This window comes from Paenibacillus cellulositrophicus, from assembly GCF_009363095.1.
GTDB lineage: Bacteria > Bacillota > Bacilli > Paenibacillales > Paenibacillaceae > Paenibacillus_AQ > Paenibacillus_AQ favisporus.
Genome location: NZ_CP045296.1, coordinates 596,696 through 618,699, shown reverse-complemented (window position 1 = coordinate 618,699; position 22,004 = coordinate 596,696). Strand labels below are relative to the sequence as shown.

Annotated in this window: 16 protein-coding genes; 4 read left to right on the top strand and 12 right to left on the bottom strand. The window is 51.3% G+C overall.

The window, feature by feature from the left end:
* The first annotated feature begins 284 nt into the window (after nucleotides 1-284).
* The 3 genes from GCU45_RS32470 (at nucleotide 285) to GCU45_RS34065 (ending at nucleotide 1,767) form a co-directional block, all read left to right on the top strand.
* Entirely contained in the window at nucleotides 285-818 is a 534-nt protein-coding gene (locus tag GCU45_RS32470) for a PadR family transcriptional regulator (RefSeq protein WP_167527305.1), read from the top strand.
* 121 nt (nucleotides 819-939) lie between these two features.
* Nucleotides 940-1,188, top strand: coding sequence for a hypothetical protein (locus GCU45_RS32465; protein ID WP_244364707.1), 249 nt, complete (start codon nucleotides 940-942; stop codon nucleotides 1,186-1,188).
* Nucleotides 1,189-1,230: 42 nt separating this feature from the next.
* The gene (locus GCU45_RS34065; protein WP_208837170.1) at nucleotides 1,231-1,767 is read left to right on the top strand and encodes an alpha/beta fold hydrolase; all 537 of its coding nucleotides are present in this window, start codon (nucleotides 1,231-1,233) and stop codon (nucleotides 1,765-1,767) included.
* 172 nt (nucleotides 1,768-1,939) lie between these two features.
* Here the strand turns inward: GCU45_RS34065 and GCU45_RS32455 are convergent, their stop codons facing one another.
* The 12 genes from GCU45_RS32455 to GCU45_RS32400 all read right to left on the bottom strand — a co-directional run bounded on the left by GCU45_RS32455 (nucleotide 1,940) and on the right by GCU45_RS32400 (nucleotide 19,176).
* Complete coding sequence (locus GCU45_RS32455) at nucleotides 1,940-2,479, bottom strand: PadR family transcriptional regulator (protein ID WP_152404225.1); 540 nt, start codon at nucleotides 2,477-2,479, stop codon at nucleotides 1,940-1,942.
* Nucleotides 2,476-3,318, bottom strand: coding sequence for a sialate O-acetylesterase (locus GCU45_RS32450; protein ID WP_152404223.1), 843 nt, complete (start codon nucleotides 3,316-3,318; stop codon nucleotides 2,476-2,478). The genes GCU45_RS32455 and GCU45_RS32450 overlap by 4 nt, the downstream gene beginning before the upstream one ends.
* Nucleotides 3,319-3,742: 424 nt before the next feature.
* A complete protein-coding gene (locus tag GCU45_RS32445; RefSeq protein WP_152404221.1) occupies nucleotides 3,743-4,762 on the bottom strand; it encodes an SGNH/GDSL hydrolase family protein in 1,020 nt (339 codons plus the stop codon).
* Entirely contained in the window at nucleotides 4,759-6,147 is a 1,389-nt protein-coding gene (locus GCU45_RS32440; RefSeq protein WP_152404219.1) for an FAD-dependent oxidoreductase, read from the bottom strand. The genes GCU45_RS32445 and GCU45_RS32440 overlap by 4 nt, the downstream gene beginning before the upstream one ends.
* A 197-nt stretch (nucleotides 6,148-6,344) precedes the next feature.
* Nucleotides 6,345-7,355, bottom strand: coding sequence for a glycoside hydrolase family 130 protein (locus GCU45_RS32435; protein WP_152404217.1), 1,011 nt, complete (start codon nucleotides 7,353-7,355; stop codon nucleotides 6,345-6,347).
* A gap of 33 nt (nucleotides 7,356-7,388) precedes the next feature.
* Nucleotides 7,389-8,291, bottom strand: coding sequence for a carbohydrate ABC transporter permease (locus GCU45_RS32430; protein WP_152404215.1), 903 nt, complete (start codon nucleotides 8,289-8,291; stop codon nucleotides 7,389-7,391).
* A gap of 99 nt (nucleotides 8,292-8,390) precedes the next feature.
* A complete protein-coding gene (locus GCU45_RS32425; protein ID WP_152404213.1) occupies nucleotides 8,391-9,290 on the bottom strand; it encodes a carbohydrate ABC transporter permease in 900 nt (299 codons plus the stop codon).
* Nucleotides 9,291-9,361: 71 nt separating this feature from the next.
* A complete protein-coding gene (locus tag GCU45_RS32420) occupies nucleotides 9,362-10,765 on the bottom strand; it encodes an ABC transporter substrate-binding protein (protein ID WP_152404211.1) in 1,404 nt (467 codons plus the stop codon).
* Nucleotides 10,766-10,903: 138 nt separating this feature from the next.
* The gene (locus tag GCU45_RS32415) at nucleotides 10,904-12,538 is read right to left on the bottom strand and encodes a response regulator (protein ID WP_152404208.1); all 1,635 of its coding nucleotides are present in this window, start codon (nucleotides 12,536-12,538) and stop codon (nucleotides 10,904-10,906) included.
* Complete coding sequence (locus tag GCU45_RS32410; protein ID WP_244364705.1) at nucleotides 12,531-14,288, bottom strand: cache domain-containing sensor histidine kinase; 1,758 nt, start codon at nucleotides 14,286-14,288, stop codon at nucleotides 12,531-12,533. The genes GCU45_RS32415 and GCU45_RS32410 overlap by 8 nt, the downstream gene beginning before the upstream one ends.
* 184 nt (nucleotides 14,289-14,472) lie before the next feature.
* The gene (locus tag GCU45_RS32405) at nucleotides 14,473-17,538 is read right to left on the bottom strand and encodes a 3-keto-alpha-glucoside-1,2-lyase-like domain-containing protein (RefSeq protein WP_244364703.1); all 3,066 of its coding nucleotides are present in this window, start codon (nucleotides 17,536-17,538) and stop codon (nucleotides 14,473-14,475) included.
* A gap of 651 nt (nucleotides 17,539-18,189) precedes the next feature.
* Entirely contained in the window at nucleotides 18,190-19,176 is a 987-nt protein-coding gene (locus GCU45_RS32400; RefSeq protein WP_152404202.1) for a phosphotransferase enzyme family protein, read from the bottom strand.
* Between the two features lie 287 nt (nucleotides 19,177-19,463).
* Here GCU45_RS32400 and GCU45_RS32395 point away from each other — a divergent pair, with 287 nt between their 5' ends.
* Nucleotides 19,464-21,896, top strand: coding sequence for an S-layer homology domain-containing protein (locus tag GCU45_RS32395; protein WP_152404200.1), 2,433 nt, complete (start codon nucleotides 19,464-19,466; stop codon nucleotides 21,894-21,896).
* Nucleotides 21,897-22,004: the final 108 nt, after the last annotated feature.

Below are 22,004 nucleotides of genomic sequence, written 5' to 3'. Positions count from 1 at the left end.
TCTGCCATCACTCATAAGAAAGCAGCCATGATGAAATAATAATCCTCTATTTTTTTAGAATACACAACATTTCGGATTTTCATTTTGAGCAAACTAACGGAGATTTGACAAAAAGCGGATCGAGACGCATAATACCTCTGGCAGAGATATTATTTTAAAGGAGTGCTTTGATATTGCATCGACAAGAGAATGAAGATGGGACATCAGGCTCAAACCCCGCAATGACGGATATAGAGCCTCTCGAACTTACGCCAACCGCTTGGTCGATCTTAGGTTTCCTCTCCTTGCATCCGAGAAGCGGCTATGAAATACGGGAGGCGGCAAAACGGTCGGTCCGCATGTTCTGGGGCATCAGCGACGGGCAGCTATATCCACAGTTGAAGGTACTTGAGTCGTTACAGCTTATTGAAGCGCCGAAGGGCGCCGAAGGGCCAAGAGCCCGTCAACGGTGGCATCTCACGGATAAGGGCCGGATCGCTCTGCGTCAATGGCTGGCAGCTCCGTCTGCACCCATTCAGATCAGGGATGAGAATCTCGTTAAATTTTTATTTGCCAGTCGGGAAGGACCGGAAATGATCGTGAATCTGATCCGGGAACGCCGCGCCAGCTTTGAATGGATGCTGAAAACCATTCAGGAAATCCAGCCGGGCAGCTCATGGGATCGTCCGGAGGACGTTTCGTCTCTCCCAGTTCCCTCTATGCTCAAGCAATACGGAACAGCGTATGTCCAAATGGTCCTGGACTGGTGTAATGAAGCAGAATCACAGCTTTTATCTTTATCCCTAAACGAATCGCAAACAGAGGAGGAGCAGCCCTGATGTCCAATCATCGGAGAATCGAATCAACCAAGCCCCAATCATCACGTTCGTGCAAATTCTGTTTTATGCCACAGCCGTAATCAATGGAATTAATGGCATATATTCGTTGGGCAGCCAGGGAATGGTCAAGAAAGCGTTATGCGTGATCATGATCCTCACAGCAATTGCAGCGGTTTTTGCAGCGTATCGCCTGAGCATTCCCGCCCTCTTCAGCAGGTATGCGGCGAACGTTCTTTGCACCATCCTGATCGTCACGCGGATTGCCGAGTTTGCCGCATGGCATAGCATCGGGTTTTTGCTTGGAATCATTTTGCCGGTCATCGTCCTATGGAGATTAAACAGCCCAGAGGCTAAAGCCTGGTTTCATTAAAGGGGGGATCTATTCCATCACATTTGGGCAGGAGGAAGGATAATGAAGACTATAAAGAGGTTGCTGCTGACGATTCTTGTGCTTCTGATGATCGTTACGGCCGGCGTTGTCACCTTTGCGGTAACCCCGCTTTCGTCCTGCCGATTCTCCGGCCATGTCGTCTCCAATGTATCGTCCGAGGGAGTTGGCCCGGACACAGACGCCACAAGCCGGCTGCCGGCCGATCATGTTCAATACGTTGAGGCCACCGACCGCTTACGCCTGGCTTACCGGAGCTATATTCCCGATCATCCAAAAGCAATGGTCCTATTTTATCACGGTTCGGGGGCCAATAGCGGCGCTGGGTATGAGCCGATCGGGGAGGAGTTGCTGCGTTCCTGCCTGACATCAGAGGCCACGGCTTGTCTGATGGACCGCGGGGAGATGCAAAGAACCCGAGAGAGGGCATTTTTTTCAAAGTGTCCATCTCTCGGGTTACAGTTCATAGGAACAGCAGGAGCTGCTTTGTTTAATCGTTTTCCCACAGTGAATCCGTCTAAACCGGGTAACATGATATCCAAAATAACTACTTCGTTTTAATGTACTTCTTTTTCGGCTCCTTCACCAGAAAGCAGCCACTGAACTGAAAATCCTCGCTGTTCCAATTAGATCCTTAGATGACATTACCAGTATACAAAAAGTCCCCACAGCCTAATCACTTCTTTCAAAGTGTCCCGTCTATGGGGACCAGTTTATTTAACTTCTTATTTAATTATACGACAGGCCCCTCTATTTCTGCTTTCAATTGTTCAAACCACTCTAAGTTAACCAAGTGATGGGAACGGGAATTTTCGTTCATGCGGCGGTAGTAATCGACTGCGCCGGGAAGTGCTTGTGTGTTGGACAGGTATTCATCAAGGAGGGCGATTCGGACTTTAGTCTGGTCTATTTGCGATTGGATCAGTTCCAGCAATTTGTTTTTGTCGAATTCATCAGCAAAGAGCAGCGCCCCATAAAATTGCAGGTTCACATATTCCGATTTGGTGCCGTATTTGACCATTAATTTTTCGAATTCAGCCATTCCCGATTCGGTGATTTTAAAGTTCCGAGTCTCGCGTCCACTGGTTGAAGAATTCTGCTGAATCTGTTCAATCCAACCTTTTTCTTCAAGTTGCTGCAGATTGTAATAAAACGAGCCTTTTGTGAAATTTACGATGTATTTGTAATGGCGTTTTTCCATTAAGGCCAGCAGTTCATAGCCGTGAGCGCCGGGGTTTTGGGTGAGCAAGCCAAGGATGAGTAAGGGAATCAAAGCTGCATCACCTTCGCCATAAGCGCCTCGAATTCTGCGTACGTGATTTTACCCGAAGCCAAATCCATGCTATGAAGGTAAATCTGTTCTGTTTTCGAATAGTTTCGCTTCACTATCAGCGACTGCTCTTCCTCAGGGATGGGTTCCATGACATGACGCTTTTTCGAAAAAGCCTTGAAATAGCGGTATCCGAATTTGCGTTGCGAAACCGCATTTAAATGAATGCCATCAGAATTCGCCGTTAAATCTGCCGCTGTTACAAAATAACAATTTTCCTGCTTGTTAGCGACGTGCTGCAATTGTTCATTGACCTGCCGATACTCTGTTGCATGCTGTCCAAAACCGGTCTTCCCAAGGAAATCGCCAAGTCCGCCAATGATCAACGGCACCTCATCAAGATTCAATTCGTTTCTTAGGGTCTCGATAATAAGGGTTAATTTCTCGTAATAAGTTTCATGTAGCGAACGATAACTGTCGCTCTCACCCTGATGCCATAGGATTCCGCAGATTTGGCTGGACCGCAGGGCGAAGCGGGCTTCGGACAAAGCATGCTGAAAAAGGATGCCTTCCGGATGCCAGTCATCCAAGGAACTGCCGCCTTCCGCACAAGGAATCAAACCAATTTCTTCATCGGGGTTGGCTTTCGACCAGGCATCGGCAAAAGACGCCGCCAGGCTTACACCGGAAACCGGACGGTCGTAATTAATCGGCTCTGTCATCATCTGCCACTGTCCATTGCGAAGCATTTTTATTTTTTCATTATAGATAGGATCGACTTCATGCAAAAATCCACGACCCGCCATATTCGACTGCCCCAACATTAAGAATGACTTTATCATTTCGTCTTACTCCTTTACAACACTATAGTCTAATTAGACTATAAACATTATATAGTCTGATTAGACTATAGTCAATTGAATTATATTAGAAGATTCAGATGTTTTCTGACACCTCTATCCATTCTTATTTAGCTAATAAAATGTTCAACATCTTATTCATTTTCTAATTATTATTGGCTTTATGGACTTTCTCTATTAGATCATCGTTTTGCAGGGCCCTCTTCTACGGTTAATTTTTTTGAATGTTTTCAGGCTTTTGTTGTCGCAAAGGTAGTTGTGGCGGCTGCACCCGGTTGAAATCATATCAGCCGGAACGGTGCGATTATCGGACCGCATTGGTATCCTTCGATGACGGAGACAAATAAGAAATAAGAGGGCATTCCGATAATGGAATCCCTCTCTTCTCTTCGTTTACTGATCTCTTTCACAGCAATTCGTTATCTGCAAATCTATGTACATCTCGGAACGCAAATTCATGAAGATCGCGAAAACGCCTGCCGAGCAACTCATACCCCTCGGCATCAGGGTGCAGGCCATCCGACAGAAAGGCTTCATCCTCCGGGCCGAGCCAGTTCTGGCCATCTTGATAATACAACTGGCGATCGCCCCGCTCCCGCAATAGCTCCACGGTCTCATGGATGGCTTCACGAATCATGGGCAGAGTAAAGCCCTGCATATTGAGCTCCGTTTCGCGGACGGTGCCATAAATCGGGGAAATGACAAGCAGTGGGGTCTCCCTGTGTTTCTCGCGTATCGTCTCCAGCATTCCAATCAGCAGCGGTTTGAACATGCGAGGGCTTAGGGTGCCTGCGCCATAGATGTTCACGCCCGCACAAATGGAGATGAAATCGGCCGGCAAGTCGCGAATCAGCCGCCCGATCATCGGTTCCATGTGGCAGTTGCCTGAGAAGCCGAGATTGGTCAAGCTGTAGCCGCATGTTTCGGCGGCAATGGCAGGCCAAGCGCGGGAAGGGCTGGAAGCCCCGACGCACTGGGTAATGGAGCTGCCGTACGTAATCCAGCGAGGCCGGGTGTCCGGCAGCGGGACTCCGAAAGCTTGGGCGCCAATCCGCAGGCCGATGACGGTCATTCCTATATTTTGCGGGAGCCAGATCTCCAGATCCTTGACTCCGCCCGGAAATCCGGAGAACAAGGCTTCTGATGCTCCGGCGGGTAGGCTAAGCGTCCGGAATAACTCTCCACAGACCAGGCAATCCATGGCTGCTGCATCCGCAAGCGGTGTGAACGATATGGCCACCTCTGCGGAATCCGTGCGAAGCCGAAGGCGGACACCGGCGCAAATCTCCGCTTTGCCTTCGATTCCCTCGGGCGGATACAGGTTGTAATCCTTGTAAGGAATTCGCCACGGCTTGATTCCATCCTCCCGTTGCTCCAGCGAAACGGCACCGTGAAACCACTCATCTGTTAAGGGAAGCTGCTTCACGGCGTATTCCCTTCTTTCTTGCCTGCAGTCTCCTCAGCCGGCATGAAATCCTCTCCCAGCCATACATCCTGCTCTAGCAGCCGCCGCTGAAGCTCAGATACGGAAATGCCGCGCGAGCCGGTTCCGCTTTGAAGCGCCAATGCAGCCGCCGACCCCGCGGCCTGACCCATAGAGAAGCAGTTCGGCATCACCCGCAAGGAGCCTTGGACCGCACGATCCGAGGACACGGAGCGTCCAGCGACCCAAAGGTTGTCGATGCCGACCGGCAGCAGGATCCGGTACGGTACGCCGTGTGAGACTCCCGGCGGCAAGTGGTTGAATGTCATTTCGCTTTTGCTGTTGGCGAGATGGATGTCGATGTAGTAGGCGTTCCGGGCAATGTCATCCGGAAAGGAGCGCGCAGCAATGAAATCATCGACCGATAGTATGTAGTCTCCTTCGATGCGCCGCGTCTCTCGAATGCCAAGCTGCTCTCCGCTCGCAACCATATGGGCGTGCTCAAAGCCCGGTACGTAGCGGCGGAAGAACTGCAGCTGGCGTTCCGCCAAGCGGCGTCCTTCAATGGCCCCCCGCGTCAAATCCTCGGCAAGCGTGCCGTCTACGCCGAATACATGACCGAAGTTAACGCCTACCAGGTAGTCGTTGACCCAAGCAAGGCCGGAGATCGATTTGCGGCCCTCCGGCAGCGCACCGTCCTCGATCGCCCGCTCCACCGTCTGGTGCAGTTGGCCTGTATCCCCGCTCTCCTCCAGGTATCGTCTGAACTTCGGACGGTTCACGTTCGCAAGCAGATAGCACATGCTGCCGGGCTGAAGCTCGCCCGCTTCCCCGCCCTTCTGAAAAGGAACCCCCGCCAGCGCAGCGATATCCCCGTCTCCCGAGCAATCGATGATATATTGGCAGGAGATGAAGGAGCGCCCCGTCTTGTTAACGACAACGACACCTTTCACCGTCCGACGGTCCTCGGACAATACGACATCATAAACAAAGGTGTGATACAGCGGCGTAACGCCGCTTTCCAGAATAGCGCCGTCATAAACCCGTTTAAGCACCTCGGGATCGATCGGTACCCAGTCCAGCAGTTCTTGATATTCCTCTCTGTACCCGACGTCGCACGCATGCTTCATACGCTCCATCAGCTCAAGGCCGAGGCCGCGGATAATCGGCTTCCGCTTATCCGTAAAGGGACAGAAGGCCGGGACGAGTGCAACGGTGCCCATGCCGCCAAGGAAACCTCGTTGCTCCACCAGCATAGTGATTGCTCCGCCTCTTGCAGCAGCTATGGCCGCGGCTATGCCCGAAGCACCTCCGCCGATGACCAGCACATCCACCTCGCGGGAAACCGGGATGTTAGTTGTTGGCAGAGTAATATGTCCGTATTCCATGGAAACCTCCTCTGGATATATATTGGCTGCAATAAGCTAAACTTAAAAAAACTAATATTACGGCTAGGAATGGTTTGGGGAACATATGAAACTAAAGGAGCGAATGTTCCAGCGAAATCCAAACATAACAGCAGCCGAAAGTTCAAACATTCCTAGCAGTGATGAACATAACCAAGTGATTAAGTGTCACATTTAGCTTACTTGACCACACCTTCAAGACAAAGGCGGAGAAGATCCTCCACGTTCGCGGTAGCCAGACACTCTACGGTATCGGCGGCGCCATAGTAGATTTTGACTTCGCCGGAATCCTCCAGAATCATGCCTCCCGGAAAAATAACATCATTGCGGAAACCTCCGCTAGTCTCATATTCGGTCTCCGGCACAAGCAGCGGCGCCTCCGCCCTGCCGATGATCCGGCTGGGATCAGCCAGATCCAGCAGCATAATGCCGGCGGTGTAGCGTTTCTTCCAGCTGTCCTCCCAGCCGTTCTTGCCGCGGCTGGGGTCGAGGTCCACGGCGTGGAACAGGGTCAGCCAGCCCTTGTCCGTTTTGACGGGCGGAGCGCCAGGGCCTACCTTGTCATTGGCGTAGGCAACATCTTCAACCGCCAGCAGCAGCTTGGAGTTGCCCCAGTACTTCAGGTCTGGAGAGTCGCTCATCCACATGTCAAAGCGGTCTTTGCCGCCCCGGCTGTATACGGGCATTGGACGTTCCAGCCGCATGTATTTACCCCCGATCTGCTCCGGGAATAATACCATGTTGCGGTTGTCCGGCAGCGACAGGCTCAGCACCTCGAAGGAGCTGAAGTCCTCCGTTACGGCAATGCCGCCGCGCAGCCCATGTTCCGTATCAACCGCAAAACACATAAAGCATTGTTCGCCAATCACCGTCAGACGCGGATCATACACGCGGATGACCTCTTCATCATGCCAGGACCAGCAAGGCTTCGGCTGCACTTCCCACTTTCTTCCGTCATCGCTGAAAGCCAGCCCAAGATTGGTCGTATGATGAGGGGCAACAATCCCCTTGCGTTCATCGCCGTAGTCATTGCGGAACACCATCACATATCTGCCTTTAAATTTGGTAACCCCGGCATTAAAAACCATCGCGGGACCATAGGGCACATCGCCCGGCGACAGAATCGGATTTCCAGAATACCGGGCAATCACTGAACTGGATAACAATGGTCCTACCGTAAATTCATTCATATGCATCAATGCTCCTTGAGTATGAAAATGGAGTCAACCTTTCACCGAACCTGCCGTCACTTGGATAAACGTCTTGTTGGCCACGATATAAGCGAGCAGCATCGGCAGAATTGACAAACATGCTCCCGCCATCATCAGATGGATCTGCATGGCCGCGGAAGAGCCGTAGCGGAGATTCGCCAGCCCGACGGTAAGCGTCTGCAGCTGCGGATTGGTCATCGTGAACACGAGCGGCAGGATATATTCGTTCCAGGCATGGCGGAAGGCGAACAGTCCGGCCACGCCCAGCCCCGGAATCAAGAGCGGCAGGATAATCCGAAAGAAGGTACGGATGAACCCTGAGCCGTCCACCATGGCCGCTTCATCCAGCTCGCGGGGAATGGCTTTGAAGAATCCCTGCAGCATAAAAAACGTGCTGGAATGGGCGCTGATCAGAATCAGGATGACACCCCACAGCGTGGTATTCAAGTGCAACATGACCATCAGATCAAACTGCGGACGCAGCACGATGGCGCCGACGGATATGAACATCATCGATGCCTGCACCGTCACGTACAGGGATTTGCCGGGGAAATCGCGCCGGTCCACCACATATGCCGCCATGGAAGCGACCAGTAGGGTGCCCGCTGTAACCATGATGCTGACAAAGACGCTGTTCCAGGTATAGCGGGCGAAATTGGCCTGCTTCCAGGCTTCCGTATAGTTGGCGAATTGCGGCTTGGCCGGCAGCAGGCTGCCGCCTGTCATCATTTCGGCGCCAGTCTTGAGCGAACCGGATATCGTCATCATCAGAGGGAACAAAGTCAGAATCGCCGTTGCCAATAAAAACAGCCACATGAGCGTACGGCCCACTACTCTGCCTGCACGGCCAGAATCAGGACGGGCCCTGTTTTTTTCGCGTATGCCCGGCTGTTGGGGTAATGCTTGTTCATTCATTGCTGGACCTCCTTTACGCTTGCAGCCGTTCACTATAAACCGGGCTGCGGCGTTGTTGTCAAATCGTAAAGGCATTCACAAATTCGGCGCCCTGCGCTTCTAATACACTTTGTTCATTTTACGGCTAAGGAAAAAGTACAAGCCGGTAATCGCTCCGACGATCGCTGCGCTTGCGAAGCCAACGGCACTGCCGTATCCGAGCTGCTGCGCTACTGGCGAACCGGTGGAAACCGGGAACAGCAGTTTGTAAAGATAGAGGTACATAACCTCGGTTTTGCCGATCGGTCCACCCTCCGTAATGACCATGATGCTCTCATAGCCTTTCAGCGAAGCGATAATTGCCAACATCATGACCATCTGGGCAACCGGGGCAAGCATTGGAAGCGTGATGTGCAAGAACCGCCTTCCGGCGTTCGCGCCGTCTATGGACGCGCTCTCGTACAAATCCTGTGGAATGCTCTGCAGTCCGGCGAGGAACAGCAGCATGTAGTTGCCGACCGCACCCCATACCGCCACCAGGATGACCGTAAGCATCGCATGCTTCGGCCCAAGCCAGTCAACTGGCTGCGAAATCAGATGCAGCTTCACCAAAAGCGTGTTAACCATCCCGTTATAGGAATTGAAAATGGTATAAAAAACAACGGATATAACCGCGGTACTGATGACCGTCGGCATAAAATAAATCCCCCGCAGCAGACTTCCACCACGCAGTTTGCCGTTCAGGATAACCGCCAACAACAGGGATAAGGGTAGCGTCAACAGCAGCTTGCCTCCGGCAAACATAAAGGTATTGCCGACCGATTCCCAGAACAAACCGTCGCGCATCAACCGCCGGAAATTGTCCAAACCAACGAACAAGGCCTCGCCGTACCCGGCATAATCATAGAACATATAGCGGAGCATCCAGAACAAGGGATAGATTCCCAAGACCGCCGTCAAAATGATGCTCGGGAACAGAAACAGAGAATTCTCGCCCAGCCGTTTCCATTTAAAGCTCATGATTCGTTCCTCCTTAGGGGAAAGAAAAGGGGCATCCGCGAAAGCGTGCGCGGCAGCCCCATCCTTGCCTGTTATTCGCCCTGCGGTTTGCTTGGATCAAAAGCAGGATTCGGCGTTACGGTAAACTCGCCTTTTTCCACGGCCTTGGACAATGCGGCGTTGTATCTGGCGTTCAAATCTGCTGTGATCGTCTTCAGATCTCCATCGGAGATCATATATTTGAAGAAAGCGTCCGCATAGTTGGAACCTTCCGGGGTAACGCTTGGCGCAGCAGGCCAGAGCGAGTCGTGATCTCCGACCAAGAAGCCCTCCATGCCGTTGGTATCCGGATTTTTGGCCTGCTCCACAATGCTTGGCACGATGGCGATCCCGAAGCCTTTTTCATGATAGGTCTTCAGAACATCATCGCCGTACATATACTGCATGAATTTCCAGGCCGCTTCCTGATGCGCCGATTTGGCGCTTATTCCAAGCCAGGTTCCGGCGGACACGATCTCAGAAGTTCCCTTGATCTGTCCATCCAGCGTTGGGGCCAAGGCGCCCGCCCAGTTGATTTCCGTCGGGAATTGGTCCTTGTACACGCCCGGTTCCGTCGAAAAGGAGAGGTACATGCCGATTTTACCTGCCGCAAATTGGGCCCTCAACGGGTCGATGTCCAGCGTTTCCGCGCCGGGGAGTATGCTTCCGTCCTTATGCATCTGTTTGAAATATTTGATGACCTGCGAGTAAGGCGCAAAATCGAATTGGCCAGTTTTCATGTCAAAGCCAAGTCCCTGATAGCCGCTCAACGAGAGAATTTCCCGGATGGAACGGTCAAATGCCTGCTTCGGATTTTTGAAGTTCAGCGCGAAACCGTAGATGCCTTCGGACTTGCCGACTTCGGTGATTTTCTTGGCATCGTCCACCATTTCCTGCAGCGATACCGGAGGCTTCTCGATGCCCGCTTTGGCAAAGAGATCCTTGTTGTAGACAAGTCGCATAGTGAGACCGGTATTGGCCAAAGAGTACACCTTGCCGTCAAAACGGTTGACATTGTCGATCAACAAGCTGCCGAATTTCTTCTTCATATCATCGGTTAGATAACCGTCGATCGGCGCCAGGTACCCCTTCTTGACAAACTCGGACGTATTGGCGCTCTTCAGACGAAGTACATCCGGTGCCTGGTTGCTGGAAAATGCGATGTCGACGCTTTGCGTGTAGTTCTCGGACATTACTGTCAATTCCACCTGGATATTGTCGCCGTTCGTCTCATTGAACTTGTTGATCAATTCCTTGATATACTCCTGGTCATGACGGTCGTCGGTCCAATATTTAAGCTGTACGGGTTGGCTCTTCTCGGATGCGGGAGTTGCCGTGCCGCCGTCAGACTTTCCATTCGTCGCATCGCTGGTGCCATTGTTGTCATTCCCGCCGCACCCTGCGATTCCGGCGGCCAACATGAAACTCAAGCCGAGACCTAACCATTTTTTTCGCATACATTCTTCCCCTTTTATTGACGTTTGTATTGTGAGCTCGTTTTTTATTGTAGACCCTCGTCCTCAGAAAAGGAGTGAGGCAAATTCACTCTCCAGGGATAGAATTCTATGGTTCGTGCTGGCGCCCTTTTGCGCGTCCTACGCCTCCGGCCGCTCCGGGTGATAGCCCGCCCTGAACTCCGACGGCGTCTGGCCGGTGATCTTCTTGAACATCTCGCTGAAATATCTGCGCTCCTCATAGCCTACGGCCGCGGCCACTTCCTGCACCTGCGCTCCCTCCACCAACAGCAGCTTCGCTTTCTGGATGCGCTCCGAGGTCGTATACTGGGTGACCGTCATCCCAGTCACTTTCTTGAACAGGCTCGAAAAGTAGCTGGCGCTGAGATGAACATGCGTGGCACATTCGCCGACGGTGATATCCTCGGACAAGTTGCCCTTGATATAGTCAATGGCTTCATAAATCACCCGCTGCCCTTCGGAGAAGCTGTTCCGGCGCACCAGTTCGGCTCCCTCCGTGCACAGGGCAAGCAGTTGACGCTGCAGAGAGGCCAGCGACAATCCCGCTGTCCCTTGCACCACCCTGAATCGCTGGATCAGCGGCTGAATGTCCGGATACGGAACCATCTCGTAAAAGGTGCGAATGGCTGAAGCTGCCAATTCATCGTAAAAACTGAGGAGGTAATCCGGATTTTGTCGGGAGACCAGGCTCTGCAGCGTTTCCGAAATCGCGGACAGAATGGCCTCCGTTCGTCCGGCATTTCCGGAACGAAGGGCTAGCAGCAGCTCGTCCTTGTACTCCAGCGCCAGCGGCTTCTGGCTTCCGCTCTGGTGTATATCGTCGTACATAATGGCTGCATTGCCGTCGGTGAACAGGTGATGGGTGAGCGCACGATGAGCCTGGCGATAGGAATCCGGCAGCTCGCTGATCTCCACTACTCTGCCGCCGACCCCGACCGATACTGTAAACTTGGTATACCGATCAATATTCCGGCAGCACTGCTCGGCAATTTCGATCGGGCTGAACGGACCAGATCCGCCCGTATCGTTCAGTACGACCAGGTACCGGTCGTGACGGGCGCGGAAAACCACGTTACGCGCATAGTTGGCCAGTGTCTCCTGCATAATATTCAGCAATGAGAAACGGATCAGCTCCATCTCCCGAATGGAATGCTCGGATGCCTGCTCCTGAAAACGGTCAATTTCGATCAGCATCACCACAAAGCCGCGAGGCTCCAGCTCGATATTCAGAAAATCCCACCGCTTCGAAGCTTCTTCCCATGAAGTGCGGTGGCTTACGAGCAGCGCAAAGTATTCCTGACGCAGTACCGGCATGCTCTCACGGAGCTTATTCTCCATGTCCCTCAGATTTAAGCGCTTGGATCTCTCTTCCATAATTTCTGCCTTCGCCCGCAGCACCGTCGACATGATATCTTCCTCCGAAAAAGGCTTCACCACAAAATCAAACGCCCCCAGTTGCACTGCCTGCTGCGCATATTCAAAGTCGGCATATCCGCTGATCAAAATGACCTTGCAGCTGCGGTTCTCCTCCATAACCGCACGCAGCATACTTAGCCCGTCCATTCTCGGCATCCGTATATCAGTAATGACCAGGTCCGGCTTCAGCCCATTGATCAGCTTGAGCCCCTCTTCCCCATTGCTTGATGCGCCCGCGACCCGAATCCCCTGTTCTTCCCAATTCATCGCGGTCAGGCCGTCCACCACGCTTTTGATATCGTCTATAATGCAGAGACTGACCGCCTCATGTTTACTCATCCGAATGTTCCCCCTTCTTGGGTAAAGAAATCCGCATTACTGTTCCACACCCCGGCGCACTGTCCACATGAAATTCCGCACTGCCGCCGTAATAAAGCTGAAGCCGCCGGATCAGATTGGACACGGCATACCCCTTCTCCGATTCCTGCCAAAATAGTCCGCGCACTTGAGTCTCGTCCATGCCTCTGCCGTTATCGCGTACGGCAATCGTCCAGCGTTCCCCGTCTCCGTCAATTTCGATCTCGATCCGGCCGCCGTTCTCCAGGTCGCGGAAACCGTGCAGAATGCTGTTCTCCACCAGCGGCTGCAGAAGGATGCGCGGAATCGAAAGCGAGGACATCTCCGGATCGCGGACATGGATCTCATAGGAGAACAATCCTTCATAGCAGCTTGACTGCAGATCCAGGTACTGACGCACATGCTCCAATTCTTTCGACAATGTCGTAATTTCCTGGCCGTTGTTCAGTCCGAGCTGGAACAGCCGGGAGAGCGACATAACCATTTTTTGCGAAGGCCCGACCTGCTTCAAATTCAGCTTCCAGTAAATGGTGTTCAGGGTGTTGTACAGAAAATGCGGATCCATCTGAGCTGATAGCGCCTTGATCTCCGCAGACCGCTTATGCGTCTGCGCCTCCGTGACCTCTTCAATTAACACTACGATCTGCTCCAGCATCCGATTAAACCGGAAGCCCACCTGAGCCAGCTCATCTCCACTACCGCTCTCAAAACGGGCGGACAAATCATTGTTCTCCACCCGCTTCATCACCTTCAGCAGCCCTTGCAGCGGCTTCAGCAGATAGCGCGTAAACGCGCCGGAAATCAGCGTCGTTACGGTAAAAGCCGTCAGAGCAATCCCGGCGATCAGCCATTTCACATATACCATGTCTTTCAGCACGCCAGCCTGAGACTGGATGGTGGTCATCGTCCAATCAGCAATACCGAGTTGCGCATAATTGAGCAAATAAGACTTGCCGTTCAGTTCAAAGGACTGGCTGCCTTCCGGGCGGTTCATCATATCCCTCAGATTCTCTGAGTCCGCTGCCTGCTGGACCAGATGCTCCTTCACTGGGTAGACCGTCTCTCCTTCGGCGTTCAGCAAAAAGCTTGACGCCCCTGTCCCGGTATCTCCCTGCACCAGTTTTCGGAAGCCGTCCTCGCGGATATTTACGACAATATAGACATCTCTGACCGGAATATCGAAGATCGGCTCCAGAATCAGCGAGATGACACGGTCCCTGCCGGAAAAGAGCATATCCTCGTGGCCCTCTACCCAAATGTTCTTTTTCTCCTCTTCAATGCGGTCATACAAAAAGGTATCCTCGAACGCGGTGAGCCGGTTACGGTTCATGGACGAAGGATAGAACTCACCAATCGGCGTCGTCACATAGATGGACTGTATCATCGGCTCGGCAATCCGCGCCTGCGAGAAAACGTTGTCAAGATCATTCAGATGCGTATAATACGCGCTGGAATCCCCGGAGGCGGCATCCTTCAGCATGTCGTGAAAAGGCTGGCTGATCATGAACGTCATCATGATGAGCATCAACTTGTTCAGCTTCTCATCCACGATTTGCGCGGACCTGACCACCGTGTCCTGCGTGAGCTTCAGCGCGTTCTTTTCCAGGGTAGCAGCCGAGATATAATATGATAGCCCGCCGGTCATCAGCACGGAGAGCAGGATGACGGCTAAAAATGCAATTTTGAGTTTGTTGCGGAATGATTGCCTTCGAAGGTGGATCAAGCCTCTCACGCCTCCCGTTATAGTCTCTATCCTTCGATTATGTCACCGTAGACCCCGATTCGACAATGTAAAAAACGAGCTGTCCCAAAGCAGCCAATATCATGGCTTTTGGGGCAGCTCCATCGTATAAACCCATTTATGCCGACCGACCGCCTGCCTGTAGATCGGCTATTTTTGACCGTACGGGAACAGGCTAAATCGGAGCGGGAACCAGAACTAAAGCATCATCAAAAGCGACACCCGCCGAGGTGGTCCGGAAACCTATTTTTCCTGCCGTTAATTCCGTTACGGAATTGGTCCATTCCACTTTTAATTCACCATCCACATAACATTTCATTGTGTTCCCTTGAATAGAAGCCTTCATCGTGTACCACTGCTTCTCCTGAGCTGTGAACGGAGCACTGGATACTAGGGTCATGACATTGTCCACGGATTTGTACAACTCCAGCTTTTTAGCTGCGGAATTGATTCGGTACATATAGAAATGACCAGCATCCTGTACCCTGAATAGAATGCCTGCATTGGCATTGGTGATAGGCATCTTCACTTTGGCTTCAAACGTATAATCCGTCCATGAATCCCCGGCGGTAATGAGTCCAGTGGCCGAAGCATTCTGGAACAAGGCTTTCGTGCCGTCTGTTGCCACACTCCAGGAACCGGAGGCAGACGTCCATTCGGCCGTATTTCCGTCTTCAAAATTGTCGCTGAACCTTGTGACCGTAGGAATCGGATTCGTAGGCGCTTCATTCACATCCGTGACATGGATCGTAAAAGTCTTCTCAACATACAGTCCGCCTGAATCTAAGCTCCTCACCCGGATACTGTAGCTGTCCTTTACTTCGTAATCAGGCGTTACGGCAAGAAACAACTTGTTGTCCGAAATCGTGAAGCTTTTGTTGTCCGTATCCCCGGCTCCTGCTGTCAGCATATAAGCGAATGTTTCTCCCGCATCAGGATCGGTAGTGGAAAAGGTGCCGACCATGCCTCCTGCAGTTGTGTTTTCGACTGCGCTGTTATGCGAAAGCGTTACATTTTCAGGCGCTTTATTGATCGGTGAAACCACGACATCGTCAAAATGGACGCCCGCTGAGGTGGTCCGGAATCCGATCCCCCCTGCTGTCAATTCGTTTACAGGATTGGTCCATTCCATTTGTAATTCTCCATCCACATAACAGGCAATCGTGTTCCCTTGTACAATCGCCTTAACCGTATACCACTGCTTCTCCTGGGCTGTGAACGGTGAACTGGCTACAGACGTCAGTTGTCCGTTCACGGATTTGTACAACTCCAGCTTTTGATTCGATGAGTTGATTCGATACATATAATAATCGTTTGCATCTTTCACCCTAAAGACCAGACCTGCGTTTGCATTGGTAATGGGCATGCGCATTCTGGCTTCATACGCGTAATCCGTCCATAAATTGCCGGCATTAGCAGTAATCAGGGATGTGGTTGTCTGGTTCCCGCTGGACAGCACTTGATTCGAGCCGTCTGTCGGTACGGTCCATCCGCCGGTCACGGATGTCCACCCTGCCGAATTTCCGTCTTCGAAATTATCGCTGAACAGCGGCGGCTTGGAATTGGCAAATAGGATGCCATTTACGTTACTATTAGTGGTTGCATTCAAGTCGTTCAAGCTTGTTGCGAGCTTGCCTCCAACATAAACATCGGCGAACGTGACGCCGTTAACCATTCCGCCTTTGGCGTCATTTCCGGAAAGTCTGGATTTCTGGGATCCCGTCTCACGAACGTTGATGTTTTTGAATATAACATTGCTTACATCCCCGGAAGTACTGGTTGATACCCCGAACCAATAATTCCCGAATTGATTGATACCGACTCGTTCGATATCGATATTTTCAAACGTAATGTTGTGGGCGTAGCCTTCCTCAGGAAGAGTATTATATTGGTAACCATGATCAATAAGCAAGGCTCGAGCGCTTTGATACACGTATGAATTTCGGAAGGTCACGCTGATCTGCGGCTGAGCCACCCCCATGCCAATCTTGAAAGCCGCGCATCTTGTCCATGCCATGGCGTCATCGAAAACTACATTTTCCAATTGTTCAAGTGCTCCTGGCCAACCCTTGGACATCCCCGTCTGCAGCCAGGTTTTAGTTGAAAAAGCGTCGTCATCCGATATTCCAATCGCATGTTTAACCAGCACGTCCTGACTCTCGTTGATGTCGATAACGTCATTCTCAATTTTGTATAAATCCTGGAATCCCTTGAGATTCTTGATGGTCACATTGTCGGAACGAACAACCATGAACGACCAGAAACCGCCATCCCGCAGTATTAAACCGTCAAATGTAAAATTGGTGGTTGCAATCGGGACCAGCAAGTTATTCAGGAACCCTTCGTTTTTATTTGGCGCCGGCATCTTTCGCTCACGCATCGCTATGCCTTTTCCATCAATGGTTCCCCGTCCCCGTATCGTGATATTGCTGGAGTCTACGGCTGTGCGAATAAAATACGTACCATCCGCATTTCGTGAATCCTTGCGAAAATCGATCACGTAGTCTTCACCCTTGCCCGTGCCGACAATGACAGCTCCTCCGGCAAGATAGAAGGTCACATTGCTTTTTAGCGTCAGGTTCCCGCTTTTATAGACACCGGCCGGAACGAATACAACGCCGCCGCCGGCTTGATTGGCATCATCGATAGCCCGTTGAATCGCGTCCGATGCCATCTCTGTCCCCGTGTTATCCGCGTTGTACGGCGACTTTGTAACATTATAGATTCCTGCACCTGTGGACGGGGGAACATCCGTCTCCAAAGGATCTGCTGCGATGACGATCTTTTTGTTCATGTCATTGATTTTCACGATCACATAGGTTGAGGAAGAAAGCGAGAATGTTAGCTTGTTCCCGTTGACCGTACCTGCGATCTTTTTAGCCAGTGGACTGATGGAATAAGAGGTAATCGGCTCACTTACAGTAACTTCGATATGGACCGTACCGGAAAAAGAAAACTCAGCGTAGTCATAGTCAGGCATATAGCTGATGACAGGAACCGCTTCGTTATCCGCTTTCAATGAAAACACGCTGGACGCGGTATAGATGGACGGCATCGGATAATTTTGAATCGTGGCCGGAGCATTGTCGGTCTGTGCCAATAATGCCGGATCAGCGACATCCGTCCTATCCAATGAAGGAACCGAATAGCTCTCCATCGCGATCGTATTCGCAGATTGGGCTAAAAATACCGTGATCATAACGGCAAGCACGGCCAACAGACTGACTGCTTTTCTTGTCATGGTAAGCATAAATACCTCCTTAAAAATTAATCATCCACCCACCGATCATAAGGCAGTGCTTGTGGTTTGGCGAAAGCGCTAACATTATTTTCGGAAACAAGCTCATTTTATGATGATCAAGTTCCCCCCTCCATTTGAAACTTTTCATTGTTGAGATGGATTATAATCCCTGCCCAAAAAGAAAGGAGTGGGGCAAGCCCACTCTTCAGGGATACATTTTAACTGTCCATCGGGTACTGGGGAATGTGAATTCCGAGGCCCTTCAATACCATTCACACTTCCTGCATGGATTAAATCAGGTAGAATTTATTGCTGCCGTGCTGCATTCCGGTAAGACCGTCGATCATTTATATACAGTACTAGAGCGAATAATCGCATTTACTAGCTCCTCTTACTCCATCATTGCGGGTGAAGGCATCTAAATAGCCTCTTACCCTTAGCATGCCGCGCTCGTTCAAGTGCAAAAGAATCGCCTTAATGAGACGATTGAGTTGCTTGGTCCGACTAAGATCGCGCAAATCATTTCAGTCTCTGAATCGAAGTGGAAGTAATAAACATAAATTCTACCACCGATATCGAACCGGTATGAATCACTGCCGACCACGATTGCATCCTTCTAGGCAATAAAGGCTTCCGGCTTCCGCTCACAGCTTACACTTTGGAAAAGATCCGCTCCCCCTGCAGGAACGACTTGCAATATTCTGCGCACAAGCGCGGCATCCGCTCCCGCATCCACCCATGAACCACTTCATTCGGCATTTGAAAAGCATAATACCCGATGATTGCCACGAGCGCAAAGCCGTCCAGCAAGACCCTATCACCTGTGCTTATACTGCGTCCTATCACTTCATAATACCCATCCAACAGCACGTCCCTGTGTTCGGGCGGCACCATGATGGCCCCCATCGCCACGTCCAGCAGTTCGTAACCTTCTCCGAAAAAACCAAAATCGATAAAGCTCATGATCCCTTCGGGTGAAATAATTACGTTGCCTAATCCCAGATCTCCATGGACGAGACCTAACCGGCCGGAAGGAGCCTCAGCTGACGCAGCTAAAAGCTTGTTGATTTCCCGCAAGGTTACATCAATGATGTCGACATCGGATCGTGTAAACAGGCCTAGGCTGAGTCCTTTCCGGACCGTTTCGGCCAGCCATTGATTGTAAGCCATCCCCTGGCTGGGCCGATTCTCCAGCGTTTTGTGATAGTATCTGCGGAAAAAGGTATGCAGCTCGCCGATTTGGCTGCCGAGTCTGCGTACCAGTTCAGGGTGGCTGACATCCGTTTTATTGAGGTCCCTCCCCTCTAACCATGAGAGCATGGAGCAATTCAGCTGACGTCCATTATGCTCCATCACGGTGATCAAGCTCCCTTCCGAATTACGGATCGGGGTCTGGACACTAAGGCCGCTGTTATGGGATAGCTCCTCCAGCATGTGCAGTTCACCCAGCAGTCCTTCATAGGTGTGCTGCTTACCGGTCATCCCCTCTTGGAAAGGCTGATGGATTCGCAATACAAATTTACGGCCGTCGCCCGCGTCTACCTTGTATGTTTTATTTTCATTATGCTGGAGAAAATCGAATGTTGCTCCCTTGATGCCAAACCTTTGTGCCAGCCGCTCCAGATCTTCGTTTGTCATGGATTGTACCTCGTTGAATTGGGATGAATGCTCTCTAATACCAAAAGATTACCATATGTCCGGCTGAACTTATAGATTGTTATCCGTAGTCCCTGCGAGTGAGAGAGCCCTATTTTTTTCGAACTATACTCTCCGGCTTCGCGAATTCCGATATATTCTATAGCTAAATAGAATGAACTATCGAAATGAAGTTTACAGGCGGCTAACTGAAGGCTCGATGCTTATCTTTAGTTCAATCTATATAGAGACAGTACGACTTATTTCATGACGCAAATAGGAGGAATTTTATGAACAACCGCTCGAAGTACGCGGCAATCATTGCCCTGATTTGGGCATTTCAAATGGTAACCTCTTCGGTTCTCCCCGAATCCGCATCCGCTGCGGACGACCCTCAACCAGCTGCCATTGTCAGCGAAGGAGGTGCGGCCGATGATTCATCCCCAAATACCAACCAGATGACGAATGCCAGCTCACTACCGCAGATTGCCACCAGTGACGGAACAACCAGCTTTAGAGCAGGGAATAATACAATAACCACTCCCGTCACCGTGGATTCGAATATTTCCATAAACGACGCCGACAGTTTCACTTTAGTTTCGGCTACAGTTCAAATTTCGAACGGTTTTCATCCCGGAGAAGATTTGCTTCAGTTTGTGAATACCAGCTCGGTCGTATTTGGAGATATTACTGCAAGTTATAATTCAGAAACCGGGATACTGACCCTGACATCTGTGAGTCATACCGCGACAGTCGATCAATGGATTCATGCTCTTCAGGCGGTAACATACTCGAATACGGCCATCACTCCCAATTCGGCGAATCGCATCATCACGTTTACGGTGAATGACGGTACCGTTTCAAGCAATCCCGCAGACAAAACGGTGACGGTGACAGCGGTCAACCAGGCGCCGATTTTGACAACAACGGGCGGCACCTCTACCTTCAAAGGGATCCCCGTTGCCATCGATTCCGGCCTTACCCTTTCAGACTTGGATAACAAGACGATGTCAGCGGCCACGGTCACGATTTCGGGGAACTTTTTTTCAAATCAGGATATCCTTGCCTTTATAAACGACGGCTCGACCATGGGAAACATTACAGGGAGCTATAATGCAGTAACTGGTACATTGACTCTGACTTCATCCGGAGCATCGGCCACGATTGCCCAGTGGCAGCAAGCGCTGAGAGAAGTAACCTATGGCAATACATCTAAAAATCCGAATACGGCCGCGATAAGAACCATCACGTTCACGGTGAGCGACGGAATCGCAAGCAGCAATTCCGCCACCAAGACGGTAAAGGTGTCCAACCAACCGCCCGTTGTGACAACAAGCGCCGGTTTAACCTCCTACACAGCCGGGACCGTCCCTGTCGATGCAGCACTGTCCATCTCGGATCCCGATGATCAAACTTTGGCTTACGGCCGCGTGTGTATTGTCAGCCCGTATCATGCCGGTAAGGAAGAGCTCCGATTCACCAACGATGGAGCGACGATGGGCAACATCAGCGGCCGCTTCGATCCCGTTTCTGGTATGTTGACCCTGACATCAGAAAATGGAACAGCCACTGTTTCTGAGTGGGAGTCAGCTTTTAGAAGCGTAACTTACATCAGCTCTGAAAATGCATCGGAGCCATCAGATCGAACCATCCGCTTTGTGGTAAGCGATGGCAACGACGAAAGCAATCAAGCCGATAAAGGCTTAACGGTTCAGGGCTTGACACGCTTAAGTGTCAGTGCAAGCAGCTTAAATGTGGAGGTTGGCCAGAGTTCAACGGTCTTGTTGAAAGCTCTGTATTCGAATCAGACTGAAATCGACGTGACGAAATCAGCGATATGGAGTGCCGCTGATCCAGCGGTTGCCGAGGTTACCAACGGAGAGATAACCGGTAAGAGTGCGGGCACGACTGTGATCACGGCCGTCTACGGGGGCAAGAGCGAATCACTGAATTTAAAAGTCGCAGCCAAGCCGGTCGTTTCTAACCCTTCCCAACCGGCAGATACACCATCTACACCAAGTCCGGCCACTGTACCGACGCCTACACCTACTCCAACTCCTACGCCAATACCGGAAATGCCGGAACCTTCGTTCCGGAAGTTTATCCGGGCAGAGGATATTGCTGCTTCGTTCCGCCACGCCTTGGCGATGAAACATCCAGAGAGATTTGCCGATACATACACACATTGGGCGGCAAAAGACATCGCGGTGGCTTCCCGGCTTGGATTAGTCAACGGATATGGTGACGGAAGCTTCAAGCCGGATCTTCCGATTAGCCGGGCGGAAATCAGTGAACTGCTTGTCAGAGCTTTCGGGCTTCGGCAGGGGAATGAGGTCGTTACCTTCAGGGATATGCATGAGCATTGGGCGGCTGAGTCCATAGGCATTCTGGCTTCCAATGGAATTGTCAAGGGCAATGCAAGCGGGCTTTTCCAAGCCGAGCGCAGCCTGACCCGTGCCGAAATGGCTCAAATGATGGCCAATCTGGTGGATTTATCTGAACTGGCCACCGGTGAAGCGCGCCATTTTACGGATATTACCGATTCATATTGGGCTAAGGATATCATCGGGCAAGCCGCAGCAGCCGGACTTCTCGAAGGCAGAGATGAGTCCCGTTTTGCCCCAAATGAACCCGTGACCCGGGCCGAAGCCGTCACGATGATTCTTCGGCTGTTAGGAACCGATGCAGAGCTCCGTTCACTGCTGGAGCAAAGCTCCAAATAACGGATACATGCTGCCTGCAAACATGATTGCCGGCTAGCCGATAAATGCCTCTATAATCTAAGAGCGTGTTTGGAACAAGTCCAAACACGCTCTTTTTAGTTCATCGAT

Coding starts and splice junctions, on each gene's coding strand:
- GCU45_RS32465 (WP_244364707.1), top strand. CDS start 940: ATGGTCAAGAAAGCGTTATGCGTGATCATGATCCTCACAGCAATTGCA.
- GCU45_RS34065 (WP_208837170.1), top strand. CDS start 1,231: ATGAAGACTATAAAGAGGTTGCTGCTGACGATTCTTGTGCTTCTGATG.
- GCU45_RS32450 (WP_152404223.1), bottom strand. CDS start 3,318: ATGATAAAGTCATTCTTAATGTTGGGGCAGTCGAATATGGCGGGTCGT.
- GCU45_RS32440 (WP_152404219.1), bottom strand. CDS start 6,147: ATGGAATACGGACATATTACTCTGCCAACAACTAACATCCCGGTTTCC.
- GCU45_RS32435 (WP_152404217.1), bottom strand. CDS start 7,355: ATGAATGAATTTACGGTAGGACCATTGTTATCCAGTTCAGTGATTGCC.
- GCU45_RS32430 (WP_152404215.1), bottom strand. CDS start 8,291: ATGAATGAACAAGCATTACCCCAACAGCCGGGCATACGCGAAAAAAAC.
- GCU45_RS32425 (WP_152404213.1), bottom strand. CDS start 9,290: ATGAGCTTTAAATGGAAACGGCTGGGCGAGAATTCTCTGTTTCTGTTC.
- GCU45_RS32420 (WP_152404211.1), bottom strand. CDS start 10,765: ATGCGAAAAAAATGGTTAGGTCTCGGCTTGAGTTTCATGTTGGCCGCC.
- GCU45_RS32415 (WP_152404208.1), bottom strand. CDS start 12,538: ATGAGTAAACATGAGGCGGTCAGTCTCTGCATTATAGACGATATCAAA.
- GCU45_RS32405 (WP_244364703.1), bottom strand. CDS start 17,538: ATGACAAGAAAAGCAGTCAGTCTGTTGGCCGTGCTTGCCGTTATGATC.
- GCU45_RS32400 (WP_152404202.1), bottom strand. CDS start 19,176: ATGACAAACGAAGATCTGGAGCGGCTGGCACAAAGGTTTGGCATCAAG.
- GCU45_RS32395 (WP_152404200.1), top strand. CDS start 19,464: ATGAACAACCGCTCGAAGTACGCGGCAATCATTGCCCTGATTTGGGCA.